The 20,864-nt window shown below is 49.0% G+C and carries 22 protein-coding genes; 4 read left to right on the top strand and 18 right to left on the bottom strand.

What is annotated here, in order from left to right:
• Positions 1-39 precede the first annotated feature (39 nt).
• From IE055_RS12555 to IE055_RS12605, 11 genes are all read right to left on the bottom strand, one after another.
• The gene (locus tag IE055_RS12555; RefSeq protein WP_189401698.1) at positions 40-2,019 is read right to left on the bottom strand and encodes a M48 family metallopeptidase; all 1,980 of its coding nucleotides are present in this window, start codon (positions 2,017-2,019) and stop codon (positions 40-42) included.
• Between the two features lie 79 nt (positions 2,020-2,098).
• Positions 2,099-2,686, bottom strand: a complete 588-nt coding sequence (locus IE055_RS12560; protein ID WP_189401701.1) for a LemA family protein — start codon at positions 2,684-2,686, stop codon at positions 2,099-2,101.
• A gap of 169 nt (positions 2,687-2,855) precedes the next feature.
• Entirely contained in the window at positions 2,856-3,275 is a 420-nt protein-coding gene (locus IE055_RS12565; protein WP_189401704.1) for a F0F1 ATP synthase subunit epsilon, read from the bottom strand.
• A 141-nt stretch (positions 3,276-3,416) separates the two neighbouring features.
• Positions 3,417-4,796, bottom strand: a complete 1,380-nt coding sequence (gene atpD / locus IE055_RS12570; RefSeq protein WP_189401706.1) for a F0F1 ATP synthase subunit beta — start codon at positions 4,794-4,796, stop codon at positions 3,417-3,419.
• Between the two features lie 47 nt (positions 4,797-4,843).
• The gene (gene atpG / locus IE055_RS12575) at positions 4,844-5,710 is read right to left on the bottom strand and encodes a F0F1 ATP synthase subunit gamma (RefSeq protein ID WP_189401708.1); all 867 of its coding nucleotides are present in this window, start codon (positions 5,708-5,710) and stop codon (positions 4,844-4,846) included.
• 114 nt (positions 5,711-5,824) lie between these two features.
• Positions 5,825-7,366 (bottom strand): F0F1 ATP synthase subunit alpha, encoded by a 1,542-nt coding sequence (atpA, locus tag IE055_RS12580; RefSeq protein ID WP_189401710.1) that lies wholly within the window; start codon positions 7,364-7,366, stop codon positions 5,825-5,827.
• Positions 7,367-7,458: 92 nt separating this feature from the next.
• Complete coding sequence (locus tag IE055_RS12585) at positions 7,459-7,995, bottom strand: F0F1 ATP synthase subunit delta (protein WP_189401712.1); 537 nt, start codon at positions 7,993-7,995, stop codon at positions 7,459-7,461.
• Between the two features lie 45 nt (positions 7,996-8,040).
• Complete coding sequence (locus IE055_RS12590) at positions 8,041-8,520, bottom strand: F0F1 ATP synthase subunit B (protein ID WP_189401713.1); 480 nt, start codon at positions 8,518-8,520, stop codon at positions 8,041-8,043.
• Positions 8,521-8,564: 44 nt separating this feature from the next.
• Positions 8,565-8,840 (bottom strand): F0F1 ATP synthase subunit C, encoded by a 276-nt coding sequence (atpE, locus tag IE055_RS12595; RefSeq protein WP_189401715.1) that lies wholly within the window; start codon positions 8,838-8,840, stop codon positions 8,565-8,567.
• 66 nt (positions 8,841-8,906) lie between these two features.
• Positions 8,907-9,794: a F0F1 ATP synthase subunit A gene (gene atpB / locus IE055_RS12600; protein ID WP_189401717.1), complete on the bottom strand. Its 888-nt coding sequence runs from the start codon at positions 9,792-9,794 to the stop codon at positions 8,907-8,909.
• A gap of 21 nt (positions 9,795-9,815) precedes the next feature.
• The gene (locus IE055_RS12605; protein ID WP_189401718.1) at positions 9,816-10,199 is read right to left on the bottom strand and encodes an ATP synthase subunit I; all 384 of its coding nucleotides are present in this window, start codon (positions 10,197-10,199) and stop codon (positions 9,816-9,818) included.
• A gap of 246 nt (positions 10,200-10,445) precedes the next feature.
• Between IE055_RS12605 and IE055_RS12610 the strand changes: the two genes are divergently transcribed.
• The gene (locus tag IE055_RS12610) at positions 10,446-12,173 is read left to right on the top strand and encodes an ATP-binding response regulator (protein WP_189401720.1); all 1,728 of its coding nucleotides are present in this window, start codon (positions 10,446-10,448) and stop codon (positions 12,171-12,173) included.
• Here the strand turns inward: IE055_RS12610 and IE055_RS12615 are convergent.
• Positions 12,170-12,814, bottom strand: coding sequence for a response regulator transcription factor (locus tag IE055_RS12615; protein ID WP_189401722.1), 645 nt, complete (start codon positions 12,812-12,814; stop codon positions 12,170-12,172). The genes IE055_RS12610 and IE055_RS12615 overlap by 4 nt on opposite strands.
• Positions 12,815-13,004: 190 nt before the next feature.
• Here IE055_RS12615 and IE055_RS12620 point away from each other — a divergent pair, with 190 nt between their 5' ends.
• Positions 13,005-14,027, top strand: a complete 1,023-nt coding sequence (locus IE055_RS12620) for a right-handed parallel beta-helix repeat-containing protein (protein WP_189401724.1) — start codon at positions 13,005-13,007, stop codon at positions 14,025-14,027.
• Positions 14,028-14,094: 67 nt separating this feature from the next.
• Here IE055_RS12620 and IE055_RS12625 read toward each other — a convergent pair whose 3' ends face one another.
• Positions 14,095-14,508: a helix-turn-helix domain-containing protein gene (locus IE055_RS12625; protein ID WP_189401726.1), complete on the bottom strand. Its 414-nt coding sequence runs from the start codon at positions 14,506-14,508 to the stop codon at positions 14,095-14,097.
• 76 nt (positions 14,509-14,584) lie between these two features.
• On the opposite strand from IE055_RS12625, the gene IE055_RS12630 reads away from it, so the two are divergent.
• Positions 14,585-15,094: a DUF2938 domain-containing protein gene (locus IE055_RS12630; protein WP_229794279.1), complete on the top strand. Its 510-nt coding sequence runs from the start codon at positions 14,585-14,587 to the stop codon at positions 15,092-15,094.
• 206 nt (positions 15,095-15,300) lie between these two features.
• On the top strand, positions 15,301-16,008 hold the full coding sequence (locus tag IE055_RS12635) for a M50 family metallopeptidase (RefSeq protein ID WP_189401728.1): 708 nt from the start codon (positions 15,301-15,303) through the stop codon (positions 16,006-16,008).
• Here the strand turns inward: IE055_RS12635 and IE055_RS12640 are convergent.
• The 5 genes from IE055_RS12640 to mnmG form a co-directional block, all read right to left on the bottom strand.
• The gene (locus IE055_RS12640; protein WP_189401730.1) at positions 15,980-16,423 is read right to left on the bottom strand and encodes a hypothetical protein; all 444 of its coding nucleotides are present in this window, start codon (positions 16,421-16,423) and stop codon (positions 15,980-15,982) included. The genes IE055_RS12635 and IE055_RS12640 overlap by 29 nt on opposite strands.
• A 13-nt stretch (positions 16,424-16,436) precedes the next feature.
• Positions 16,437-17,303 (bottom strand): ParB/RepB/Spo0J family partition protein, encoded by an 867-nt coding sequence (locus tag IE055_RS12645; RefSeq protein ID WP_189401732.1) that lies wholly within the window; start codon positions 17,301-17,303, stop codon positions 16,437-16,439.
• Between the two features lie 2 nt (positions 17,304-17,305).
• Positions 17,306-18,094: a ParA family protein gene (locus IE055_RS12650; protein ID WP_189401734.1), complete on the bottom strand. Its 789-nt coding sequence runs from the start codon at positions 18,092-18,094 to the stop codon at positions 17,306-17,308.
• 6 nt (positions 18,095-18,100) lie between these two features.
• Positions 18,101-18,760, bottom strand: a complete 660-nt coding sequence (rsmG, locus tag IE055_RS12655) for a 16S rRNA (guanine(527)-N(7))-methyltransferase RsmG (protein ID WP_189401736.1) — start codon at positions 18,758-18,760, stop codon at positions 18,101-18,103.
• 153 nt (positions 18,761-18,913) lie between these two features.
• A complete protein-coding gene (gene mnmG / locus IE055_RS12660) occupies positions 18,914-20,794 on the bottom strand; it encodes a tRNA uridine-5-carboxymethylaminomethyl(34) synthesis enzyme MnmG (protein ID WP_189401738.1) in 1,881 nt (626 codons plus the stop codon).
• Positions 20,795-20,864: the final 70 nt, after the last annotated feature.

Below are 20,864 nucleotides of genomic sequence, written 5' to 3' on the forward strand. Positions count from 1 at the left end.
CCTAGGAATGATCTAGAGATGAGTGGTTACTGACGTTGGCTATCCCTTGGATTCCGCTTCGTTCAAAATGGGCAGCGGAACATGAATTAAGGAGCAGATAACCCGTAACATCTCATGTTCCTCGGTCACGATTTTTCGATCGTCCAGTACAGTTCGAGCCAAGGCTGCAATGACCTTCGATTTTTCACTGGCACTCAGTTCATCAAGCTTGTCTATGGCCTTGTCTAAATCGTGCTGCCAATCGTCAGTAAAACTAAGATTTGTATGGTTAATATCAACCACGCCCATACCCGCCCGAAACGCTTTTTGTGCCGCCTGCAGGCCAGCTGCTGTTTTACTGTTTTGACCGTGCGCTGCCACCACACTTACTACTTTGGTGAGCTCATCGACTGAGTCTTTTAATTTACCTGATCCATGCAATTTGGTGCGGTTGGGCGAGTGAGCTTCAAACATGTACTGTTTAACAAGACGAGAAAGCAGGTATTCGAAAGAGTCAATGCGTTTATCGGCAGCGGCCAACAGATCGATCGTTTCCAAAATATTTTCGATGTCACTCATCGGGCGACGCTTGAGGTTAGGAAAACAAATCTCCAGCAACGGCAGTCGCTGGTCAGCTTGGACTGTACCGTGTGCGGTTAACAGGTGACGCAGTTTTTGTTCCGAAATATCGCCCATCTGTTTCACAACCACCAACAATTGCTGCTCGCGTAGCTCAGGATCATTATCCAGTAAGCAGTAAAAAAGCACTTCAGGTGCCCACTCCAAACTGCGTGCGGCGCTGGATATACCTTCCGACAACGACGCAGTGATCATCGCTGCAGCCGCGATTCGCTCCATATCCGGATTCCCGATATTGCTGATCATATTCTCAAAATCAAACAACCCCCCGGACTTCTTACGCTCAGCTTTGCTAGCCTGTTCTTCTTGCGCGATGATCGCTTCGGCATGCTCTCGGTGCTCTTGCTTGCGAAGCTTGGCGGCTAAATCTTGGATTTCGCCGGGATCAAAGCGCTTTTCGATGCGCTCGATACGTTTTTCCAATGGTGGATGGGTCGCGAACATTAATTGTCGATACCCGCTACCAAACAACATGTGGCTTACTTCTTCAGCATCACCTTTCAGGTATGAAGAGTGGTCGTAGGCAGCAATTTTTTTCAACGCGCCTGCGATGCCTGACGGGTCCCGCGTGAATTGCACCGCCGACGCATCCGCCAAATACTCTCGCTGCCTTGACAACGCAGACTTCATCCAACGAGCAAAAAACAGACCGATGTAACCGATGGCCATCAGACCAATGCCAACCGCCACAATTGCACCAGCATTATTGTCTCGTGAAGAACGTCGGTAACTAGTAGCATGCAGGAATTTTCGGCCCAAAATAGCGATCACCATAATGCCGAAGATCACGCCCATCATGCGGATATTGATGCGCATATCGCCGTTGAAAATATGACTGAATTCGTGTGCCACCACACCTTGCAACTCCGCGCGACTGAGTTTTTCCAAGGTACCTTGAGTTACGGCAATCGCCGCATCGGCTGGTGTGTATCCCGCGGCAAAGGCATTGATACCAGGTTCATTTTCCATGACATAAACTTCTGGCACAGGCGCGCCCGACGCTAATGAAATTTCTTCGACCACATTGTACAAACGACGCCGTAATGGATCACGCGTATCCGGGGTCACAATAGTGGCCCCCATATCTCGTGCGACTTTTCCGCCGCCGCTTCGAAGCGCGGCTATCTTGCCTAGGCTCGACAAACCAATGATTGAAGCGGTGATACCGCTACTGGTTAGTAGTAAGCCGGTGTTATTCGCCCAAAGATCCCGATTTGCAATCCCAGACAACGCACCTTGAGACACGTAGTTCGCGCCATCCATTACTGGGCCGTGTGCGGCGAGAAATACCAGTACGATCAAATCCACTGCCAAAACGATTAGCAGCGTTACGGCAATAAAAGCAAAGATAATCCAACGGGATTGCGAACGTGCCTTCGCCTGGTGTTCAAAGAAGTTCATGTCCTGCTATTGTCTCCGGATAAGCTGTAGGGAAGGGTGCCGCTTACCTCCCGTAAACGGCACGTGAGAGCAATACGGTTTAGAAAGTAACCTTGGGGACCTCGCGCATTTTTTCGTCCTCCAGCTCCAACAATTCCGCTGGTTTGAATGTGAACCAGCCAGCAATAAAATTGCTCGGGAATTGTTCACGCAAATTGTTGTACATCATCACGGAATCGTTGTACGCCTGACGTGCAAATGAAACTTTATTTTCGGTGGTTGTCAGCTCTTCCGACAACTGCATCATGTTCTCATTAGCCTTGAGGTCTGGATAAGACTCTGACAATGCAAATAATCGACCTAGTGCACCCGTTAAACCTTGTTCGGCCTGACCCAGTTGTTTCATTGCATTCGGGTCAGTCGGATCGGCTTTGGCCGCACTTAACCCAGACACCGCCGCGTTACGCGCCTGAATCACAGCCTCTAATGTTTCCTTTTCATGAGACATATACCCCTTTGCAGTTTCCACCAAATTCGGAATCAAGTCGTGCCGACGAGTCAGTTGCACGTCAATTTGCGCAAATGCATTCTTGTACCCGTTACGCGCTGCAACCAAACGGTTGTATAGACTAATACCGTAGAAAATAAAGCCTACGAATATCAGAAGAAGAATAGTGCCGGTTCCCATATCAATTGTCCTCTAAATGTGTGGTTGCTACTTTATATCAGATAAGGGCGCGGTAAGGGAAATTCACTCAAGTTTCATTAAATACCATGAACTTGCCATTTTTGTTTCAAGCACAAAAAAGCCCGTCATTCTGTTGAATAACGGGCCTTTTTTAAAGTGCTTAAAAACCTTATGTACGCCGTTTAAACCGCTTCTTTAGTGCTTGGAGCTGTGCGGCAGCTTGAGCCATTTCAGCCTTTGCGCGTGCGTAATCAATGTCGGCTTTACTGTCTTTCAACGCTTGTTCTGCCTTACGCTGTGCTTCCAGTGCGGCTGCTTCATCCAAATCGTCGGCACGAATAGCCGTATCGGATAAAACCGTGACTTTTCTCGGCGTGACCTCCAAAATTCCACCGGAAACGTAGATCACTTGCTCTTCACCATCCGCGGTTTGAACACGCACATCGCCAGGCTTGAGGTTGGTCAATAGTGGTGTGTGTTGTGGATAAATACCCAACTCACCGGCAGCGGCCGTGGCGATCAACATGGTGGCTTCGCCCGAGAATATCTCGTTTTCGGCGCTGACCACTTCAACTTGCATAGTACTCATATCTTAGCTCTCGATTGGGTTTTCCAACTAGGCTGACAACGTCATCGTCATCAGAAGGAGGCTGAAGCGGCTCGTTCTCGATACACAGTATGCTGTGGTTTGCGAACGGTTGCTTCAAACCTCACTTCAACGACTTAAACCTTAGCTCATGCCCTTGGCTTTCTCGATGACTTCTTCAATACCGCCAACCATGTAGAAAGCTTGCTCTGGGTATTGATCCATCTCGCCACTCAGAATCGCCTTAAAGCCAGCGATTGTTTCTTTCAGCGACACGTATTTACCAGGTGAACCAGTAAATACTTCTGCTACGAAGAATGGTTGTGACAAGTAACGTTGAATCTTACGAGCACGGGCAACGATTTGCTTGTCTTCTTCAGACAACTCGTCCATGCCCAGAATCGCAATAATGTCACGCAGTTCTTTGTAGCGTTGCAGCGTGTTTTGTACGCCACGTGCTACTTGGTAATGATCATCACCGATAACCAGCGGATCAAGCTGACGAGATGAAGAATCCAGTGGATCTACCGCTGGGTAGATACCCAGTTCCGCGATTTGACGTGACAGTACCAGTGTTGCGTCCAAGTGCGCAAACGTGGTTGCTGGCGATGGATCCGTCAAGTCATCCGCCGGCACGTATACCGCTTGGAACGAGGTGATCGAACCAGACTTAGTAGAGGTAATACGCTCTTGCAACGCACCCATCTCACCAGCCAGTGTTGGTTGGTAACCTACCGCTGAAGGCATACGACCCAGTAGGGCCGATACTTCGGTTCCCGCCAGGGTGTAACGGTAGATGTTGTCAATAAACATCAGAACGTCACGGCCTTCGTCACGGAAGTATTCCGCCATGGTCAAACCAGACAGTGCAACACGCAGACGGTTACCCGGAGGCTCATTCATCTGACCGTATACCATCGCAACTTTGTCCAGTACGCCGGCTTCTTTCATTTCATAGTAGAAGTCGTTGCCTTCACGAGTTCGCTCACCAACACCAGCGAATACAGACAGACCTTCCTGTGCTACCGCGATGTTGTTAATCAATTCCATGAGGGTAACGGTCTTACCAACACCAGCACCACCGAACAAACCAACCTTACCACCTTTGGCGATTGGCATGATCAAGTCGATTACTTTAATACCCGTTTCAAGGATAGAGACATCCGCAGCTTGATCAGCGTACGCAGGTGGATCACGGTGAATTGGATCACGGCGCTCAGATTGAACTTCGCCGGCGTTATCCACAGGGTTGCCCAAAACGTCCATAATTCGACCCAGTGTTCCAGGACCAACTGGGACTGAAATTGGGGCACCCGTATTTTTCACAGACAGTCCGCGCTTCAAACCATCAGTTGCACCCATGGCGATAGTACGCACGATGCCATCACCCAACTGTGCCTGTACTTCAAGCGTCAATCCAGCTGCGTCGACGGTTAACGCGTCATAGACATTTGGCACTTTGTCGGACGCAAATTCTACGTCGACGACTGCGCCAATGATTTCTACAATATTTCCGGAACTCATTTTAGTTTCCTCTATACCTTAAATTTAAATTCTTTCTAACGAACCACTTAAACAGCCGCTGCGCCACTCACGATTTCGGAGATCTCTTGCGTAATAGCTGCTTGACGCGCTTTGTTGTACACCAGTTCCAATTCACCAATAAGATCGCCGGCGTTATCACTCGCTGCTTTCATTGCGACCATTCGAGCCGATTGCTCACACGCGATGTTCTCAACCACAGCTTGATAGATCTGCGATTCAATGTAACGCTTCAATACAGTGTCTAGAATCGGCTTGGCTTCAGGTTCGTAAATGTAGTCGAACAATGCCGGCACATCCGCTGCTGCGTCGGCATCCGCCTTGACTGGCAATAATTGCACGCTCTCAGGTGACTGCGTCATGGTGTTCACGAACTCGTTCGAGACGACATACAAACGATCAATACGCCCATCTTCGTACGCACTCAGCATGGTCGTGATCGCACCAAGCAAGTCGTTCAAAGCAGGTTGGTCACCGTAGTGTGACGCCTCGGAGACCACATTGCCGCCAGCACGACGAAAGTAGGCTAGGGCCTTTGAACCGATTGTCGCGATGTCAATCTGCACACCTTTTTCGTGCCAGTCTGCCATTTCACCTACAGTTTTACGAAACACATTCATGTTCAAACCACCGCACAGCCCCCGATCCGAAGACACTACGATGTAGCCAACGCGTTTTACGTCGCGCTCAATCGTAAATGGGTGCTTGTACTCAAGATTTGCTTTCGCGATGTGTGCCACCACGGAACGAATCTTCTGTGCGTAGGGTCGGGCTGCCAGCATACGGTCCTGCGCTTTACGCATTTTACTCGCCGCAACCATTTCCATAGCCTTGGTGATTTTCTGCGTACTTTTAACGCTGGAGATCTGATCGCGAATTTCTTTTCCGACTGCCATCTATCTTTCTCGTATCAAGTTTAGTTTCAACTTCCGGGCTCTTGAGTGGTTTACACCAAGAGCCCTCAGCGCGCGCCGGCTTGCCGGCTGTTTGCCATCGGCAAACGTCGCGAATTAGAAGCTACCGTTGGCTTTGAAGTCTTTCAATGCTTTGTGCAAACCTTCGGTCACTTCGTCCGTTAGTTTAGGATTCGCATTGATACCGTTCATCAACTCAGAGAAGTTCGCTTTCAAGTGTGCCTGCATGGCTGTTTCACAAGCCACCACGCGCTCTTTCTCAACATCGTCGAAGTAGCCTTCGTTCGCTGCGAACAATGACGCTGCAATCTGAGCAGTAGACATGGGTGCATACTGTGCTTGCTTCATCAACTCAGTCACACGCTCACCGCGTGCCAATTGAGCACGGGTAGCTTCGTCGAGGTCGGAAGCGAACTGAGAGAACGCGGCCAATTCACGGTACTGAGCCAGTGCTAAGCGAACACCGCCGCCGAGCTTTTTAATAATGTTGGTTTGCGCTGCACCACCAACTCGAGATACTGACAAACCTGGGTCTACCGCAGGGCGGATACCCGAGTTGAATAAGTCAGTTTCCATAAAGATCTGACCGTCAGTAATCGAAATTACGTTGGTTGGTACGAATGCGGATACGTCACCAGCTTGCGTTTCGATAATTGGCAGAGCGGTCAATGAACCAGTTTTGCCTTTCACACCTGAACGACGCTCTACTTCATCGGCATTGATACGCGAGGCGCGTTCCAACAAACGAGAGTGCAAATAGAATACGTCACCCGGATACGCTTCACGGCCTGGTGGGCGACGCAGCAGCAACGACACTTCACGGTATGCTACCGCTTGTTTTGACAGGTCATCATATACGATCAGCGCGTCTTCGCCGCGGTCACGGAAGTATTCGCCCATGGTGCAACCAGAGTACGGTGCAATGTATTGCAATGCCGCTGAGTCAGATGCATTTGCCGCCACAATAATGGTGTAATCCATTGCGCCGTGCTCTTCCAACTTGCGTACAACCGCCGCTACGGAAGATGCTTTCTGGCCGATCGCCACATAGATACACTTAACATCATTGCCTTTCTGGTTGATGATCGCGTCAATCGCAACCGCCGTTTTACCAGTTTGACGGTCTCCGATGATCAACTCACGCTGACCACGACCAATTGGCACCATCGCGTCGATGGATTTAAAACCGGTTTCCAACGGCTGATCAACACCTTGACGCTCAATAACGCCCGGTGCGATTTTCTCAATGGCGGACGATTCTTTGGTTTCAACCGCGCCTTTACCATCAATGGGGCGACCCAATGAGTCAACCACGCGACCCAACAGTTCTGGACCAACCGGCACTTCCAAAATACGTCCAGTACATTTTACCGTGTCGCCTTCAGAGATGTGTTTGTAATCACCCAAGATTACCGCACCAACTGAATCTTGCTCCAGGTTCAGCGCCAGGCCGTAGACATCGCCTGGGAAACTTAACATCTCACCTTGCATGGCTTCGGTAAGACCGTGGATTCGTGCAATACCATCCGTTAGGCTCACGACCGTACCTTCGGTGCGAGACTCCGCGGATGCTTCGAAGTTCTTAATCCGATCTTTAATCAGATTACTGATTTCAGATGGGTTCAATTGCGTTGTCATGACTTCAAGTCCTCAACGTTACTATTTAAATTATGTCCTTTCTGCAGCGTGGCTATGTGCAAACACGTGATCGCTCGACGTGGTTGTCAGCATTAGCGCATTAGCGCTGATGAAAGTTTCTCGATTCGTCCTTTCGCCGAACCATCAATCACCAGGTCACCGGCTTTGATGATGGCGCCACCAATAAGACTGCTGTCGACTGTTTCACTTAACTCAACTTGCATGCCAAGTTTTGCCTGTAATGCAGCAGCAAGCGCCGAGCGCTGGTCATTAGTGAGTGCTTTCGCGGTAACGACATCCGCGTTGACCGTGGCACGTGCTTTAGCGACATGTGCCTCAAACTGTTGATGAATATCAGGCAGTGCTAATAGACGATCATTTTGTACCAACATGTGGATAAAGTTAGCACCGCCTTGCGGCAGATTGTCTTGTGCAATTCCTGTCAAAAGTTCGATGACTTGTGAATCGTCTACACGCGGATCAGCAATCAGCGTGCGAAAGCTATCATCTTGGCTAATCAGGGCAAGTTGTTCCAACGCAGAACCCCACGCATCAAATGCGTTAGTTTCCTGCGCCAGATCAAACACCGCTTTGGCATAAGGTCGAGCAATGGATGCGTTATCTGCCATTCTTCTTACCTGTCTGTGCTGCTAAGTTTCAAGAATCACCCTGACTTAGCTTGCTTTCAGTTGCTGAACCAGATCTTCAATCAAAGTGGCATGTACACTTTCATCGATCTCTTTTTCAACAATTTTGGAGGCCGCTGCAACTGCGATTGAAGAAACCTGGCCGCGTAACTCTTCACGAGCTGCGAAAGCTTGTTGCTCGACTTCAGATTTCGCTGAATCGAGGATACGCGCTTTTTCGCTAGTTGCGGCTTCTTGAGCTTCTTCGACCACGGTGTTACCGCGTTTTTCAGCACTTGCAATGATTTCAGCAGCCTGGCTCTTCGCTTGCGCGACCAACTCGGCGGCTTCTTTCTCTGCAACTTCTTGAGCCTTCTGACCTTGTTCTGCTGCGGCAAGTCCATCAGCAATTTCTTTCTGACGCGCTGCCATGGCATCCATCATCGGAGGCCAAACGTATTTTTTGCAGAACCACACAAACAAGAAGAACGTAATAGACTGCCCGATTAGGGTGAGATTAATGTTCATTAATACATTCCTCTAGGTTGTTTATTCAGGGACACCGGAGAGTCTTACTGACCCATTAACGTTTTTACGTTTTCGATGTCGATCAAACCTGAAGCAAACAAGAAGTAAAGCGCGATCGCTACTGCGATAATTGGCAGAGCGTCGATCAAACCAGCAAGAAGGAACATCTTAGTTTGCAGTGAATTAGCCATTTCAGGCTGACGAGCTACGCCTTCCAAGAAGCGGCCACCCATCAAAGCAATACCCAGAGCGGCGCCAACAGCGGCCAAACCCAGCATGATTGCAATACTAAGAACGGTCATACCTACGATAGTTTCCATTTGGAACTCCTGTTTTTAAAATAAATAAATAATTAAAATTGAAAATCGGTTGATTAGAGCACTGTTTTAGTGGTGCTCATGCGCTTGGCTTAGATACACGATGGTCAACATCATGAAAATATAAGCTTGAAGCGGAATTACTAAAATATGGAAGATGGCCCAGCCCATTTGAGCGAATCCACCCAACAAACCGATCCCGATGCCAGCACTGAAGGTCATGGCAATCAAGATAAAGATAAGTTCGGCCGCGTAAAGGTTTCCGAACAGTCGCAGACCCAAAGAGAGCGGCTTAGCCAGCAGAGCAACAGTCTCCAGCAACAGGTTGAATGGCAACAACTTAGGGCCGAAAGGCTGGAACGCGAGCTCTTTTAGAAAACCACCAGCACCTTTCACTTTAATGCTGTAGTACACGATCATGACAAACACACTCAATGCCATGCCCAGTGTGATATTGGGGTCAGTCGTAGGCACCACCTTCATATAGGTATGTGCACCAGTCGAAGAAATTTGTGACCACGACTCGCCGTTGAACACGGCTGCCAACGTCGGTAACCAGTCAATCGGCACAATATCCATGATATTCATGAGCAGCACCCACACGAAAACGGTCAACGCAATTGGCGCGATATAATCGTTTTTAGCGTGCGGTGTGAATGAACTGTTCTTACTGTCTTGCGCAAATTGAAAGATGGATTCAACCGCAACCTGTGCTTTACCAGGGTTTTCCTTTTTGAAGCTCTTAGCAAAGCTACGAAAGACCAACAAGAAAAGCAGGCCCAGTGCGATCGACCACAACATGCTGTCCACATGGATCGCCATAAAGCCCATTTCTTTTGCTTCCGCTGCTGAATGCGCAAAGCCCCAAGTACCGTCAGGGTGCTGACCAAAAGTTAGGTTGGTTAAGTGGTGCTTAATATAACCAGCGCCAGTTAGTTCGCCGTTTCCAGATGCCATATTGATATCTCAAACAAAATTTTAAATTTTTTCGTGGTGTGTTTTGCGGTCTTCCCGAACGACGACATCATTTGTGGGAACCAGCAAAAACAGTAGATTGACCGCCACTGCTACCAGCAGGTAGGAGATTATAAACGGCGCAATCGACACTTTGATGACGATGATTGAAATAATCATCATGCTCAAAGTGAATATAACTTTTAATACGACACTGGTATAAAAACGAGCCAGCATCTCGGAGGCGGGCTGCTTGCGCTTGCCACTCCACATTCTGAGGGCCATATACAAATTCGCAGCAGCAGCGATTATTCCCCCCGCAAAAGCGGATATCGCATTCAGCAGGTCAGTGCTGAAATACAGGACGACCCCCAAAAAAACCGTCACTAGCAACTGTGTAACCGCCAATTTCGCGATTAAATCCGGCCTAGATCGTGACTCAACCTGTTTCGTGAACGGGGAGCCGTGTGAGGTCGCCGGTTTATTCATAATTCGCTCATTTTGACTGCTCGCGGAGTATAAAGGCTTGACACCTGTTTCGCAATGCTAGAAAGGCTTTTTGTTACCGCCATTTGATCTCAGGTACACTGTCGACTTTATGCTTGAACCGAGACGCTAAAAATAGCGCTATGCGTTGTTTACTTATAACACTTTATGTCGGAAAAATTTAAGCTATACGTCGCCGAAGAACGCGCCAAATCCACTGCCGAGCACGCCCTAGTTTCGATACTATCTGAGCTTGGTCACTCGACGCTGACTGTTGCATTGTTGTGGTCGATGTTTCCGGCCAGCGAGCTATTAGCCTGGTTTGCCTGCGCCGCAACGGTATCACTTATCGTGTATATTTTACACAACCAGGTGCTGCCGGATAAGCCGCTTTACACACCACGTCGTTGGTTTTTTTCGGTTACATGTAGCTCCTTTTCGGTAGGGTTCGTTTGGGGCCTGGTTCCCGTGCTGTTTTTTAGTCCAGATAACATTGTGTATTTGGCGTTTATTATCGCCTTGTATACCGGCTATGTGTCTGGCGGCTTGTCGGTCACCTTCACGCACCAACCCAGTTTCGTGGCGTTCTCAACCGGTATTACATTGCCTTTTGCGGCACGTATGTTTTTTCAGGATGAGCAGGTATACAACACGATCGGCGCTCTGGCGATTTTTTACGTGGCCATGCTGATTTATGTGTCGAAGAATATGAATACGCTATTCTTGGAGACCGCCAAAATACAGTTTGCTAATCTTCAGTTGGTCGAAGATCTCGCACGAGAAAAAGAGGCTGTGGAGCAGGCGGTTTCCGCTAAAGATCGTTTTCTCGCTGCCGCCAGTCATGACTTACGGCAACCGCTCAACGCGATCAGCCTATTTGTGGACGCGCTGAGACCATTACAAACTAAGGCAGCAGGCAATCAGATAATCGAAAAAATCAGATTGTCACTTAAGGGGTTGAACAGCATGCTGCACAGCCTGTTGGATATCTCTCGACTCGACGCCGGTGCTGTCGACAGTACGCCTAAACACACATCATTAACCACGTTAACCGCGCAACTCGTCGAGGAATACCAAACTAAGGCAGCGCATTTACGCTTAGTCAACGAACTGGACGATGAATACACCGTATTTGCGAATCCGACTCTGGTGTATCGCGTGGTACGGAACTTGGTCGACAACGCGGTAAAGTACACTAATGAAGGGCTCGTCACTTTGCGTGCTCGACAAGATGACGACACGGTTTATCTGGAAATAGAAGATACCGGAATTGGCATTCCACAGGAAAAGCTCACAACCGTGTTCGATGAGTTTGAGCAACTTAATAACCCCGAACGCAATCGCGAAAAAGGCCTTGGTTTAGGCTTAGCCATCGTCAAACGTTTATGCGATCTCGGCAAGATCGAAATACAGCTAAAGTCTAAACTCGGATTTGGCACACTGGTTTCCTTACGTTTGCGACGTGGTGTTATTACCGAACCTGGCGACCACGCGGAACCCAATAGCGACTCTCTACACGGTAAGCTCATAGCGGTGATTGATGACGAACAATCAATTTTGGATGGGATGCAGCATTTGGTCAGTAGTTGGGGCTGCGACACCATCGTCGGCGAATCACAGGACAAAATCATGGCCGCACTAACACAACAATCACGGGTTCCAGACCTGATTATTTCTGACTTGCGACTACGCGAAGGTAGTCGGGGCATTGATGTGATCGATGTGATTTGCGAAGAATACAACACCGACATTCCAGCGATACTCGTCACCGGCGATACCGCACCCGAACACATAAATGAGGCGCAGCAAAGTGGTTTATCGGTGATTTATAAACCGGTGGACGTTCAACTTCTACAAGCTGAAGTGATCCAGCTGATTCAGCAACATCACCCTTAGATTATGTGTGCTTCACGCGCTGCCTGTACGCAAGCAGTTCGATTATTGACGTTGAGGTTTTTAAATAATAGCTCGATGTGACCCTTCACCGAAGACACACTGACACCCAGCACCACCGCTATCTGCTTGTTTTGCATACCATCGCGCATCAGCTCAAGCACTTGCATCTGGCGTTCAGTTAAGTTGGTTTGCGCGCTTTTCGATTCGCGTTCGACCGGCGACCAATCAATCTCTCCAGCCCAATGCAAGGGCAGATAACGCTGCCCTGATAACATTGAGCTAACCGCGCTCAACAGTTCATCACTCGGGCTGTCTTTAGGGATAAAGCCCTGGGCGCCCAGTGTTAGTGCCCGCTCAATATCCGATTTTTTCTCGGTACCCGAAATAACAGCGACCGTCACAGGAATAGATTGCGTCTGCACCGCAGTAAGAAATGCAAAACCACTGAACCTCGGCATATGCAGATCAATTAACACGAGATCATATTGAGACAAGGTTTCACGATTACTGAGTACTGCGAAGGCATCGGTTGAGATTGTGACACTGTCCAAGCCATCCAAATTCTCCAATATTAGCTTCAGACCATCCGCAAAAAGGGCATGATCATCAACCAATAAAATCTGTTTGTTGGTTTTAGACATGGGCATTACTGTGCTTGTAAATAGAGTCAGATTTAGGATAACAATTTCTGCTCTGGTTTTCCAAGTGGTCAAATGGCCAGTTGCCTTACCGTACTCGATCACGGTCTACTGAGCACGCATACCCGAACCGGTGCGAGGTTTATCGCTCCGTGTGCACCATCTAGATACTACCGACCATGAAGGCACAAACATGAATACCAAGCATATTTTCTATATCCTGGCGCTACTGGCCATCGCCGTCACATCGACGAGTAACGCAGCACCATTGGTAAATTGTGGAGACTACATCACCACCAATGTCACCCTGGACTCAGACTTACACTGCACCAGCGGGTACACCGCACTGGAAGTTGGCGCCAACAATATCACCATCGACTTGAATGGCCATGTCTTGTCGGGTACTAGTGACCTAATGGGTGTGTTAATTCATGCACGTAATAATGTCACGATTAAGAATGGTTGGATTAGAGGCTTTTGGGGCGGCATTAACACAGCACGTTCTGACAAACTACGTATCGACAACGTCAGTTTTTACGGTATGAACCAGGGCCTTATTATGGCCGGGACCGATGATGGCAGCGTTACCAACAGTGATTTTATCAATCTCAACGGCACAGGCGTGCGAATTTATACGCACTCTGCATTTGCCTCCGCAGATCGCAACACAATCCAAAATAATGAATTTTACCAGGTTCGTGTAGGGGTTGGTATTTGCGGAACTAGCGCCGAGAACAATGTAATTGCAGACAATTTGATGTGGAAAACGGTGGATAATGCTATTGCCCTGAATCACGCCAACCGCAACAAAATAAGCGGCAATCGTATCTTGGACCAAGGAGACGGTGCCGCGATACGCATTAACAGTTCGTTTTACAATGACGTGTTTAACAACACACTGCAAACAGGCCAACACTCCGCACTTTCCATTCTTGCGAATGCAGCTTCCCCATGCTTAGAACCCGCTGAACAGCGCAGCGGCAAAAACCGCTTTTACAATAATCGGGTAGACGGATTCGATACCGCGATCAACCTCGGTCTTGGGACCGACAGTGGGCGATATATCGAAGGCAATGGCATCCTAAGTAACCAGATTCACAATAGCAACATTGGCATCATGTTTCGGTCAGACGCATACAGCAACTATGCTCGGGATAACAATTTTACTGGCACCACCACACCGATTTACGACCTCGGTATCAACAATAATTACTAAGCCGCTACTGGCTGTTCATTGCACCGCACGAAGGCGGCACACGTGCGGTCACGATGCAACCGCCTGGTCAGGATTGACGAGTGCGATCCCGCTGTTGCAATCGGGTCGCATGAGCGAGTAAGCGTTGAAACTTATCACATGCTTGATGGCTTGGTGCTGGACACTCAGCGGCATGGCGCAGGCCATCACGCACCGCTTCCAACCGTTTGATCATCCCATCGATCTCGTTCGCTTTGGTTTGCAAAAGCCGACGATCGACAGAATAGTTTCCATCGCGTGTGTACATGGCTTTGATTTCATCTAATGAAAACCCCGCGGCTTTACCCAAAGCAATAAATTGCAATTGTTGCAGCACCGATTGCGCATAGAGCCGCCGCAAGCCATTGCGTCCTATTGAACGAATCAATCCCTTTTCTTCATAGTAACGCAACGCAGACGGCGGTAAGCCGCTCGCTTTTACTACGTCAGCAATATCTATCATGTAAGTTCAGTGCTTGACCTAAAGTTAACTTGAAGACATAGCATAACGCCAATTCAATTTTCTAAGGAACATATCTATGTCTGACCACCAACCAACATTTATGCTTTTCTGCAGCCAATCGATCTTTATCGGCATCGGCGCCACTCTAATGATCGATTCATGGGCGCAAGTGCTACGCCGCGCTTGGCGCATCAAGACCCTGGACTATGCGCTAGTTGGTCGCTGGCTTGGACATTTAACGCGTTTCACCATCAAACACGACACCATCACGCGCAGCCCCAAAGTAGCCGGCGAAGTTCCACTGGGATGGCTAGCGCACTACCTAATCGGTATTATTTTTGCGGCATGTTTTCTTGCCATTATCGACCCCCAGTGGATGTTGGAACCTAAAGTCATTCCAGCGACAGTGTTTGGCTTAGTGACGGTTAGCTTTCCGTTTTTCGTACTGCAACCAAGTTTTGGCGTTGGTGTTGCATCAGCTAAGAGTCCAAATCCACTTCGCGCTCGATTAGTGTCACTGTCGACGCACCTCGCCTTTGGGTTCGGGCTGTTTGTTAGCGCCGAGGTCTACCACGCGCTGATATGAGTTCGTCAGCCAGTGAGATGTATTCTGTAACCGTAAATACGTTGGCAGTGCACGTGATTAATACTTGCCCACGCATTTCGTGTTAGTTCGCTTAACCAAGAGCCAAAATATAGCGCAGAAGATGTCCAAAGTTGGCTGAATGCTGAAACACGACTAAGGGTGTGTCATGCTTAGTCAATACGCAGACGTGGCGAGTTACATTCAATATGGCAATTTCACTTTCACATCGGCAGAAAGCTATTGCAGTGCTACTTTTGGCTGGCCTAGTCTTTTACTTGCTCTCTTGGTCGAGTTTTGGACGCTTGGCTCAATGGCCTTTCATCATTTTAACCACGTTCATACATGAACTGGGGCATGGCTTAACCGCCATCGTCGTTGGTGGAGAGTTTGTTAGCATGCATTTATACGCCGATGCTTCTGGTCTGGCTAAGTTAAGACTTCCCAATAATGGCCTGTCACGCGCATTGGCTGCCGCCGGTGGTTTATTGGCACCCTCACTTTTTGGCGGAGTATTGATTTGGGCCGGCCGATCAACCAAACGGTCTTCGCGCGTGTTTCTTGCGCTTAGCATCGTAATGCTATTCAGTTGTATCTTGTGGATTCGCAGCCTATTCGGCTTGACGGTTATTGGTGGTCTTGGAGTTGGGTTTCTGGCATTAGCGCGACTTCGTCGGCCGGGTTTGCATCAGTTTCTGATCCAGTTTATTGGTGTGCATATGCTGGTGGATACCCTGACTCGAACCCTAGGATACCTAATGTCTTCCAGTGCCAAGGTGGACGGTTCGATCCGCCACTCAGACACCGCTGCCATTGCCGACGCGTTAGTGGGCCCACCGCTGTTGTACGGAATACTGATAGCGATCTCAGCGTTGAGTATCTTTTGGTTTAGTTTGCGCGCGACTTATTTTCGCTAAGCTTAATTGCTAGCCGGTTGTCGATGACGCGGGACGCCAATAACAAACCGGTAGCGGCCAACAGCATGACACAGCCCAGCCAGGTGAAAGGTCGATCCTGAGACACCGAAGCTGGTTCAACGATAAACGCGACCGAAAAAATGATCGGCGCCGACAAAAACATGACCGAACTCATTAGCTGTGTTGTGCGACCCCAACGCGATCGATACGACTGCCAGTAACACCCTATCACAGTATTTGCGATACCAACCAGCAACAAATATATATGAGACGCACGGTACATCATCCGTTGTGCGTCAAAGGGTTGGTCTGATAACTGTAACTGATGGCGCATGTACTGGCCAGTCAGCATAAATAGACCAATCAAAACCAGACCGGTTGCAAGGTGAGTGCGTGGTAACAGTTTGCTCTTCACGCCACTCACTGGCTTACTTTATGTGAGCCAGAATACCGTCCAATACATCGAGGTTCTTATACTCGATGACGAGTTTACCTTTGCCGTTTTTGTCTTCCAGTGACACCCTAGTACCGAGCTTTTCCGCCAGCTCTTCTTCCAGACTCAGTATATCGGCGTTTTTATTACTTTTAGGCTTTTTCTTTTTCGGGTTGGCGTAAGATCGAACCAAGGCTTCGGTTTGACGTACCGACAAACGTTTGGAATAGACTTCCGCCGCAGCGAAGTCTTGATGCTCGACCGGTAAACCCAACAGTGCACGTGCGTGACCCATCTCTATTTTTCCGTGCTCGAGAAGTTGCTTGGCACCGTGACTCAACGTCAACAAACGTAATAGGTTAGTAACCGCTGCTCGAGAACGACCGACGCTCCGTGCCATCTCCTCATGAGTCAGCTCGAATTCATCCATCAAGCGTTTTAAACCCAACGCCTCTTCGACTGGGTTCAAGTTCTCGCGCTGAATATTCTCAATCAAAGCCACCGCCAGTGTGGCCTCATCTGGAATATTACGCACCAATACCGGCACGTCCTCGAGTTGCGCCAGTTGCGCAGCGCGCCAGCGTCGTTCACCCGCTATTATTTCGTATTTTCTGTCGCCAACGGGTCGGACCAAAATAGGTTGAATAATGCCTTGCGACTTAATCGACGATGCCAGCTCTTGCAACGACTCTTGGTCCATGCGTGTACGTGGCTGATACTGGCCGGGCTGTAGTTGCTCGATTGGCAACGTACTGGGTTGTTTAATTTCGCCGTTGGGGCTGGATTCATTGCTGGATTCAGGATCGGTGCTGCCTAACAGCGCGTCCAGACCTCGACCTAAACGTTTTTTCTTAGTTGTCATTTTTAAGCAGTGGCTGTCTGTGCTGTTTTAGCCGACGCAATTTTTAACATTTCGTCGGCCAGAAGAATGTATGCACGCGCTCCCTTTGAATGCGGTGCGTAACTGATTGCAGGCTCTCCATAACTGGGTGCCTCGGCCAGACGAACATTTCGTGGCACCACAGTGTCGTAGACTTTATTCCCGAAATGCGTTTCCAGCTGTCGGCTGACCTCACCGGACAGGCTGTTGCGTTTGTCGTACATCGTGCGCAGCAGCCCCTCAATCTTGAGATTGGAGTTTAAGGTTTCTCGAATTGCACGGATGGTAGAGATTAACGCACTCAAACCTTCTAGGGCAAAATACTCACATTGCATCGGAATCATAACTGAATGCGAAGCAACCAGGGCATTGATGGTCAGCACGTTCAAGGCTGGCGGGCAATCGATAAAAATATAATCGTAAGCTTGAGTGATCGGCTCAAGTGCCTTTTTGAGGCGAAGTTCACGCCCAATTTCGTTCAACAGTTCTACTTGAGCTCCAGCCAGATCCCCATTAGCGGTCATAACATCGACCCCACTCTCGGTTTCGACAATCGCCTGTTCAGCTGTGGCTTCGCCCAGCAGTACGTCATAGATCGTATGCTCTAGCTCGTCAGTATTGACCCCAAGGCCAACGCTAGCATTCCCTTGCGGGTCCATATCCAGCAACAGAATGCGTTTACCGCGTTTCACTAACGCTGCAGACAGATTGATACTGGTGGTGGTTTTGCCTACGCCACCTTTTTGATTGGTGACTGAGATTACTTTTGCCATGTTTGCCTATTTCGGCGCGCTGATGACGATTAAATTTCGCTGCGCGTCCAGTTCCGGTACTTTAAGTGCAAAGGTATCAAATTTTAGATTCAGCTTCTTTAAAACTTTTAACTCTTCTTTTGGAACCACGCCTTTCATGGCCAACCAACAACCGTTCGGGGCGATGGCTTGACGCGACCCAGTTACAAAATTCTCGATACTTGAAAATGCGCGGCAAGTGATGACACCGAACTTTTCCTTCGGTTTAAAGTCTTCTATTCGCACATTTTCGACTTTGAAGTTTTCCAGTTGTAACTGATTGGCGGCGTACATCTGAAACTGTGCTTTCTTATTCCGGGTTTCCACCGATGTGACCGACAGGGCAGGTGACAGAATCGCCAGAATCATCCCCGGCAGACCCGCACCGCTACCGACATCCAGTAAGGAAGCGCCCTTGATATAAGGTCGAATGCTTGCGCAGTCAAAAATATGCACACTGAGCATTTCCTCCAAATCATCCACTGCGGTGAGGTTATGCGTCTTGTTCCACTCGGCCAGCAGTGACATAAAGGTAATCAATTTCTCGATCGCCTCGTCGCCGTAGGAGATGTCCAAGGTATCCAAACCCGCTTTAAGGCGGGTTATCAAGTGCTCTCGGAGCTCAGTATTGGTGTTCAAATCATTCATGTCGGTTTGTCTACCCAGCGAGTAACTCGCCCCAAATAACGAAACATGGCCGCTGATTATAGGCGAACCGGGAATGGTTCCAAAACCGAAAAACGATAACAGGCTCAAACCCCATATTTTCACCACTAGTTGTGGTACGTAAAGAATGCGGACTTAGGCTGCCCGACCGTGCTTTTTCAGATAGACCAATAATAATGAAATTGCCGCTGGCGTAATGCCAGAGATTCGCGATGCCTGACCAATCGTAGCCGGTTTGTGCGCATTTAGCTTCTGCGCGACTTCGTTCGATAAGCCTTTAACATTGGTGTAGTCCATATCTGGACTTAACGCAGTCGACTCGTTGCCTCGGTGTTTTTCGATTTCTGCCTGCTGCCGTTCGATATAACCGTGGTATTTGGCCTGGATCTCCAGTTGTTCTGCCACTAACGGGTCGGTAACCGGTTCGCCGGCACCAGGCAGTGTCATCAATGTTGCGTAGCTCACTTCTGGTCGGCGCAGCAATTCCATTAAATTCGCTTCTTTTTTGAGTACATTACCAACCACTTGTTGCGCCAACTCATCGGATACCGATCCGGGTCGCAGCCAAGTTGACTTTAAGCGCTGTTGCTCTAATTCGATCGATTCACGCTTACGACTAAACGCCGCCCAGCGCGCATCCGTCACCAGACCTAGCTCGCGCGCAACCTCGGTCAGTCGAAGATCGGCATTGTCTTCGCGTAACAGTAACCGGTATTCTGCGCGCGAGGTAAACATTCGATACGGCTCTTTAGTACCCATAGTAATTAGGTCATCAACTAAAACACCAATATAGGCTTGGTCACGAGTCGGATACCAGCCTTCTTGGTCTCGCGATTGGCGTGCCGCATTCAGCCCAGCCAACAAGCCTTGACCAGCGGCTTCTTCATAGCCCGTGGTTCCATTTATCTGACCGGCAAAATACAAGCCCTCAATGTATTTGGTCTCCAACGTTGGTTTGAGGCCACGTGGATCAAAAAAGTCGTACTCAATCGCATAACCTGGACGCACGATTTGCGCGTTTTCAAAACCTTTGATCGAACGAATAAAATCAAATTGCACGTCGTAGGGCAGGGACGTTGAGATACCGTTTGGGTACACTTCATGCGTCTTGAGCCCCTCAGGCTCAACAAAGATTTGATGCGAGTCTTTGTCGGCGAACCGCATAATTTTGTCTTCAATAGAGGGACAATAACGCGGCCCCACGCCCTCGATCACGCCACTGTACATGGGCGAACGGTCCAATCCACCACGAATAATGTCGTGCGTATTGGCATTGGTATAGGTGATATAACAATTAACTTGTTTTGGGTGCTGATCAGTATTACCCAAGAACGAAAACACCGGTGTTGGCGTATCGCCTGGCTGTGCTTCCATTACCGAGAAATCGATGGTGCGCGCGTCTAGACGCGCGGGCGTACCGGTTTTAAGTCGGTCCACGGTAAACGGCATCTCGCGCAAGCGCCTCGATAGGGCGTTGGATGGTGGATCGCCTGCACGGCCGCCTTGATAGTTCTGCAAACCAATATGAATAATACCGCCTAAAAAGGTTCCAGTGGTAAGCACCACGGTTTTGGCGCGGAACTTTAATCCCATCTGTGTCACCACACCAGTGACGCGGTCATTCTCTACAATCAGATCATCACAAGACTGTTGAAATAACGATAAGTTTGGCTGATTTTCAACCACTTCTCGCACCGCGGCTTTGTACAGAACACGGTCTGCCTGCGCACGCGTGGCCCGAACGGCGGGGCCTTTCCGTGCATTGAGTGTGCGAAACTGGATACCACCCTTATCAGCCGCTTCGGCCATGACGCCACCCATCGCATCCACTTCTTTGACGATATGACCTTTGCCAATCCCACCAATCGCAGGATTACACGACATTTGGCCAATGGTCTCGATATTGTGCGTAAGCAGGAGTGTGCGTGCACCAGTCCGCGCAGCCGCGAGTGCCGCTTCGGTGCCCGCATGACCACCACCAACGACGATGACGTCAAAAGATTCTGAGTGAAACATGTACTGCGCTCAAACAACTTTTCGTTGCCGAGAAACCTCCGATTAAATATTAAGCAGATTCTATCCTTTT

The sequence above is a fragment of the Arenicella chitinivorans genome (genome assembly GCF_014651515.1).
Classification (GTDB): domain Bacteria; phylum Pseudomonadota; class Gammaproteobacteria; order Arenicellales; family Arenicellaceae; genus Arenicella; species Arenicella chitinivorans.

Coding starts and splice junctions, on each gene's coding strand:
- IE055_RS12555 (WP_189401698.1), bottom strand. CDS start 2,019: ATGAACTTCTTTGAACACCAGGCGAAGGCACGTTCGCAATCCCGTTGG.
- IE055_RS12560 (WP_189401701.1), bottom strand. CDS start 2,686: ATGGGAACCGGCACTATTCTTCTTCTGATATTCGTAGGCTTTATTTTC.
- IE055_RS12565 (WP_189401704.1), bottom strand. CDS start 3,275: ATGAGTACTATGCAAGTTGAAGTGGTCAGCGCCGAAAACGAGATATTC.
- atpD (WP_189401706.1), bottom strand. CDS start 4,796: ATGAGTTCCGGAAATATTGTAGAAATCATTGGCGCAGTCGTCGACGTA.
- atpG (WP_189401708.1), bottom strand. CDS start 5,710: ATGGCAGTCGGAAAAGAAATTCGCGATCAGATCTCCAGCGTTAAAAGT.
- atpA (WP_189401710.1), bottom strand. CDS start 7,366: ATGACAACGCAATTGAACCCATCTGAAATCAGTAATCTGATTAAAGAT.
- IE055_RS12585 (WP_189401712.1), bottom strand. CDS start 7,995: ATGGCAGATAACGCATCCATTGCTCGACCTTATGCCAAAGCGGTGTTT.
- IE055_RS12590 (WP_189401713.1), bottom strand. CDS start 8,520: ATGAACATTAATCTCACCCTAATCGGGCAGTCTATTACGTTCTTCTTG.
- atpE (WP_189401715.1), bottom strand. CDS start 8,840: ATGGAAACTATCGTAGGTATGACCGTTCTTAGTATTGCAATCATGCTG.
- atpB (WP_189401717.1), bottom strand. CDS start 9,794: ATGGCATCTGGAAACGGCGAACTAACTGGCGCTGGTTATATTAAGCAC.
- IE055_RS12610 (WP_189401720.1), top strand. CDS start 10,446: ATGTCGGAAAAATTTAAGCTATACGTCGCCGAAGAACGCGCCAAATCC.
- IE055_RS12615 (WP_189401722.1), bottom strand. CDS start 12,814: ATGTCTAAAACCAACAAACAGATTTTATTGGTTGATGATCATGCCCTT.
- IE055_RS12620 (WP_189401724.1), top strand. CDS start 13,005: ATGAATACCAAGCATATTTTCTATATCCTGGCGCTACTGGCCATCGCC.
- IE055_RS12625 (WP_189401726.1), bottom strand. CDS start 14,508: ATGATAGATATTGCTGACGTAGTAAAAGCGAGCGGCTTACCGCCGTCT.
- IE055_RS12630 (WP_229794279.1), top strand. CDS start 14,585: ATGTCTGACCACCAACCAACATTTATGCTTTTCTGCAGCCAATCGATC.
- IE055_RS12635 (WP_189401728.1), top strand. CDS start 15,301: ATGGCAATTTCACTTTCACATCGGCAGAAAGCTATTGCAGTGCTACTT.
- IE055_RS12645 (WP_189401732.1), bottom strand. CDS start 17,303: ATGACAACTAAGAAAAAACGTTTAGGTCGAGGTCTGGACGCGCTGTTA.
- IE055_RS12650 (WP_189401734.1), bottom strand. CDS start 18,094: ATGGCAAAAGTAATCTCAGTCACCAATCAAAAAGGTGGCGTAGGCAAA.
- rsmG (WP_189401736.1), bottom strand. CDS start 18,760: ATGAATGATTTGAACACCAATACTGAGCTCCGAGAGCACTTGATAACC.
- mnmG (WP_189401738.1), bottom strand. CDS start 20,794: ATGTTTCACTCAGAATCTTTTGACGTCATCGTCGTTGGTGGTGGTCAT.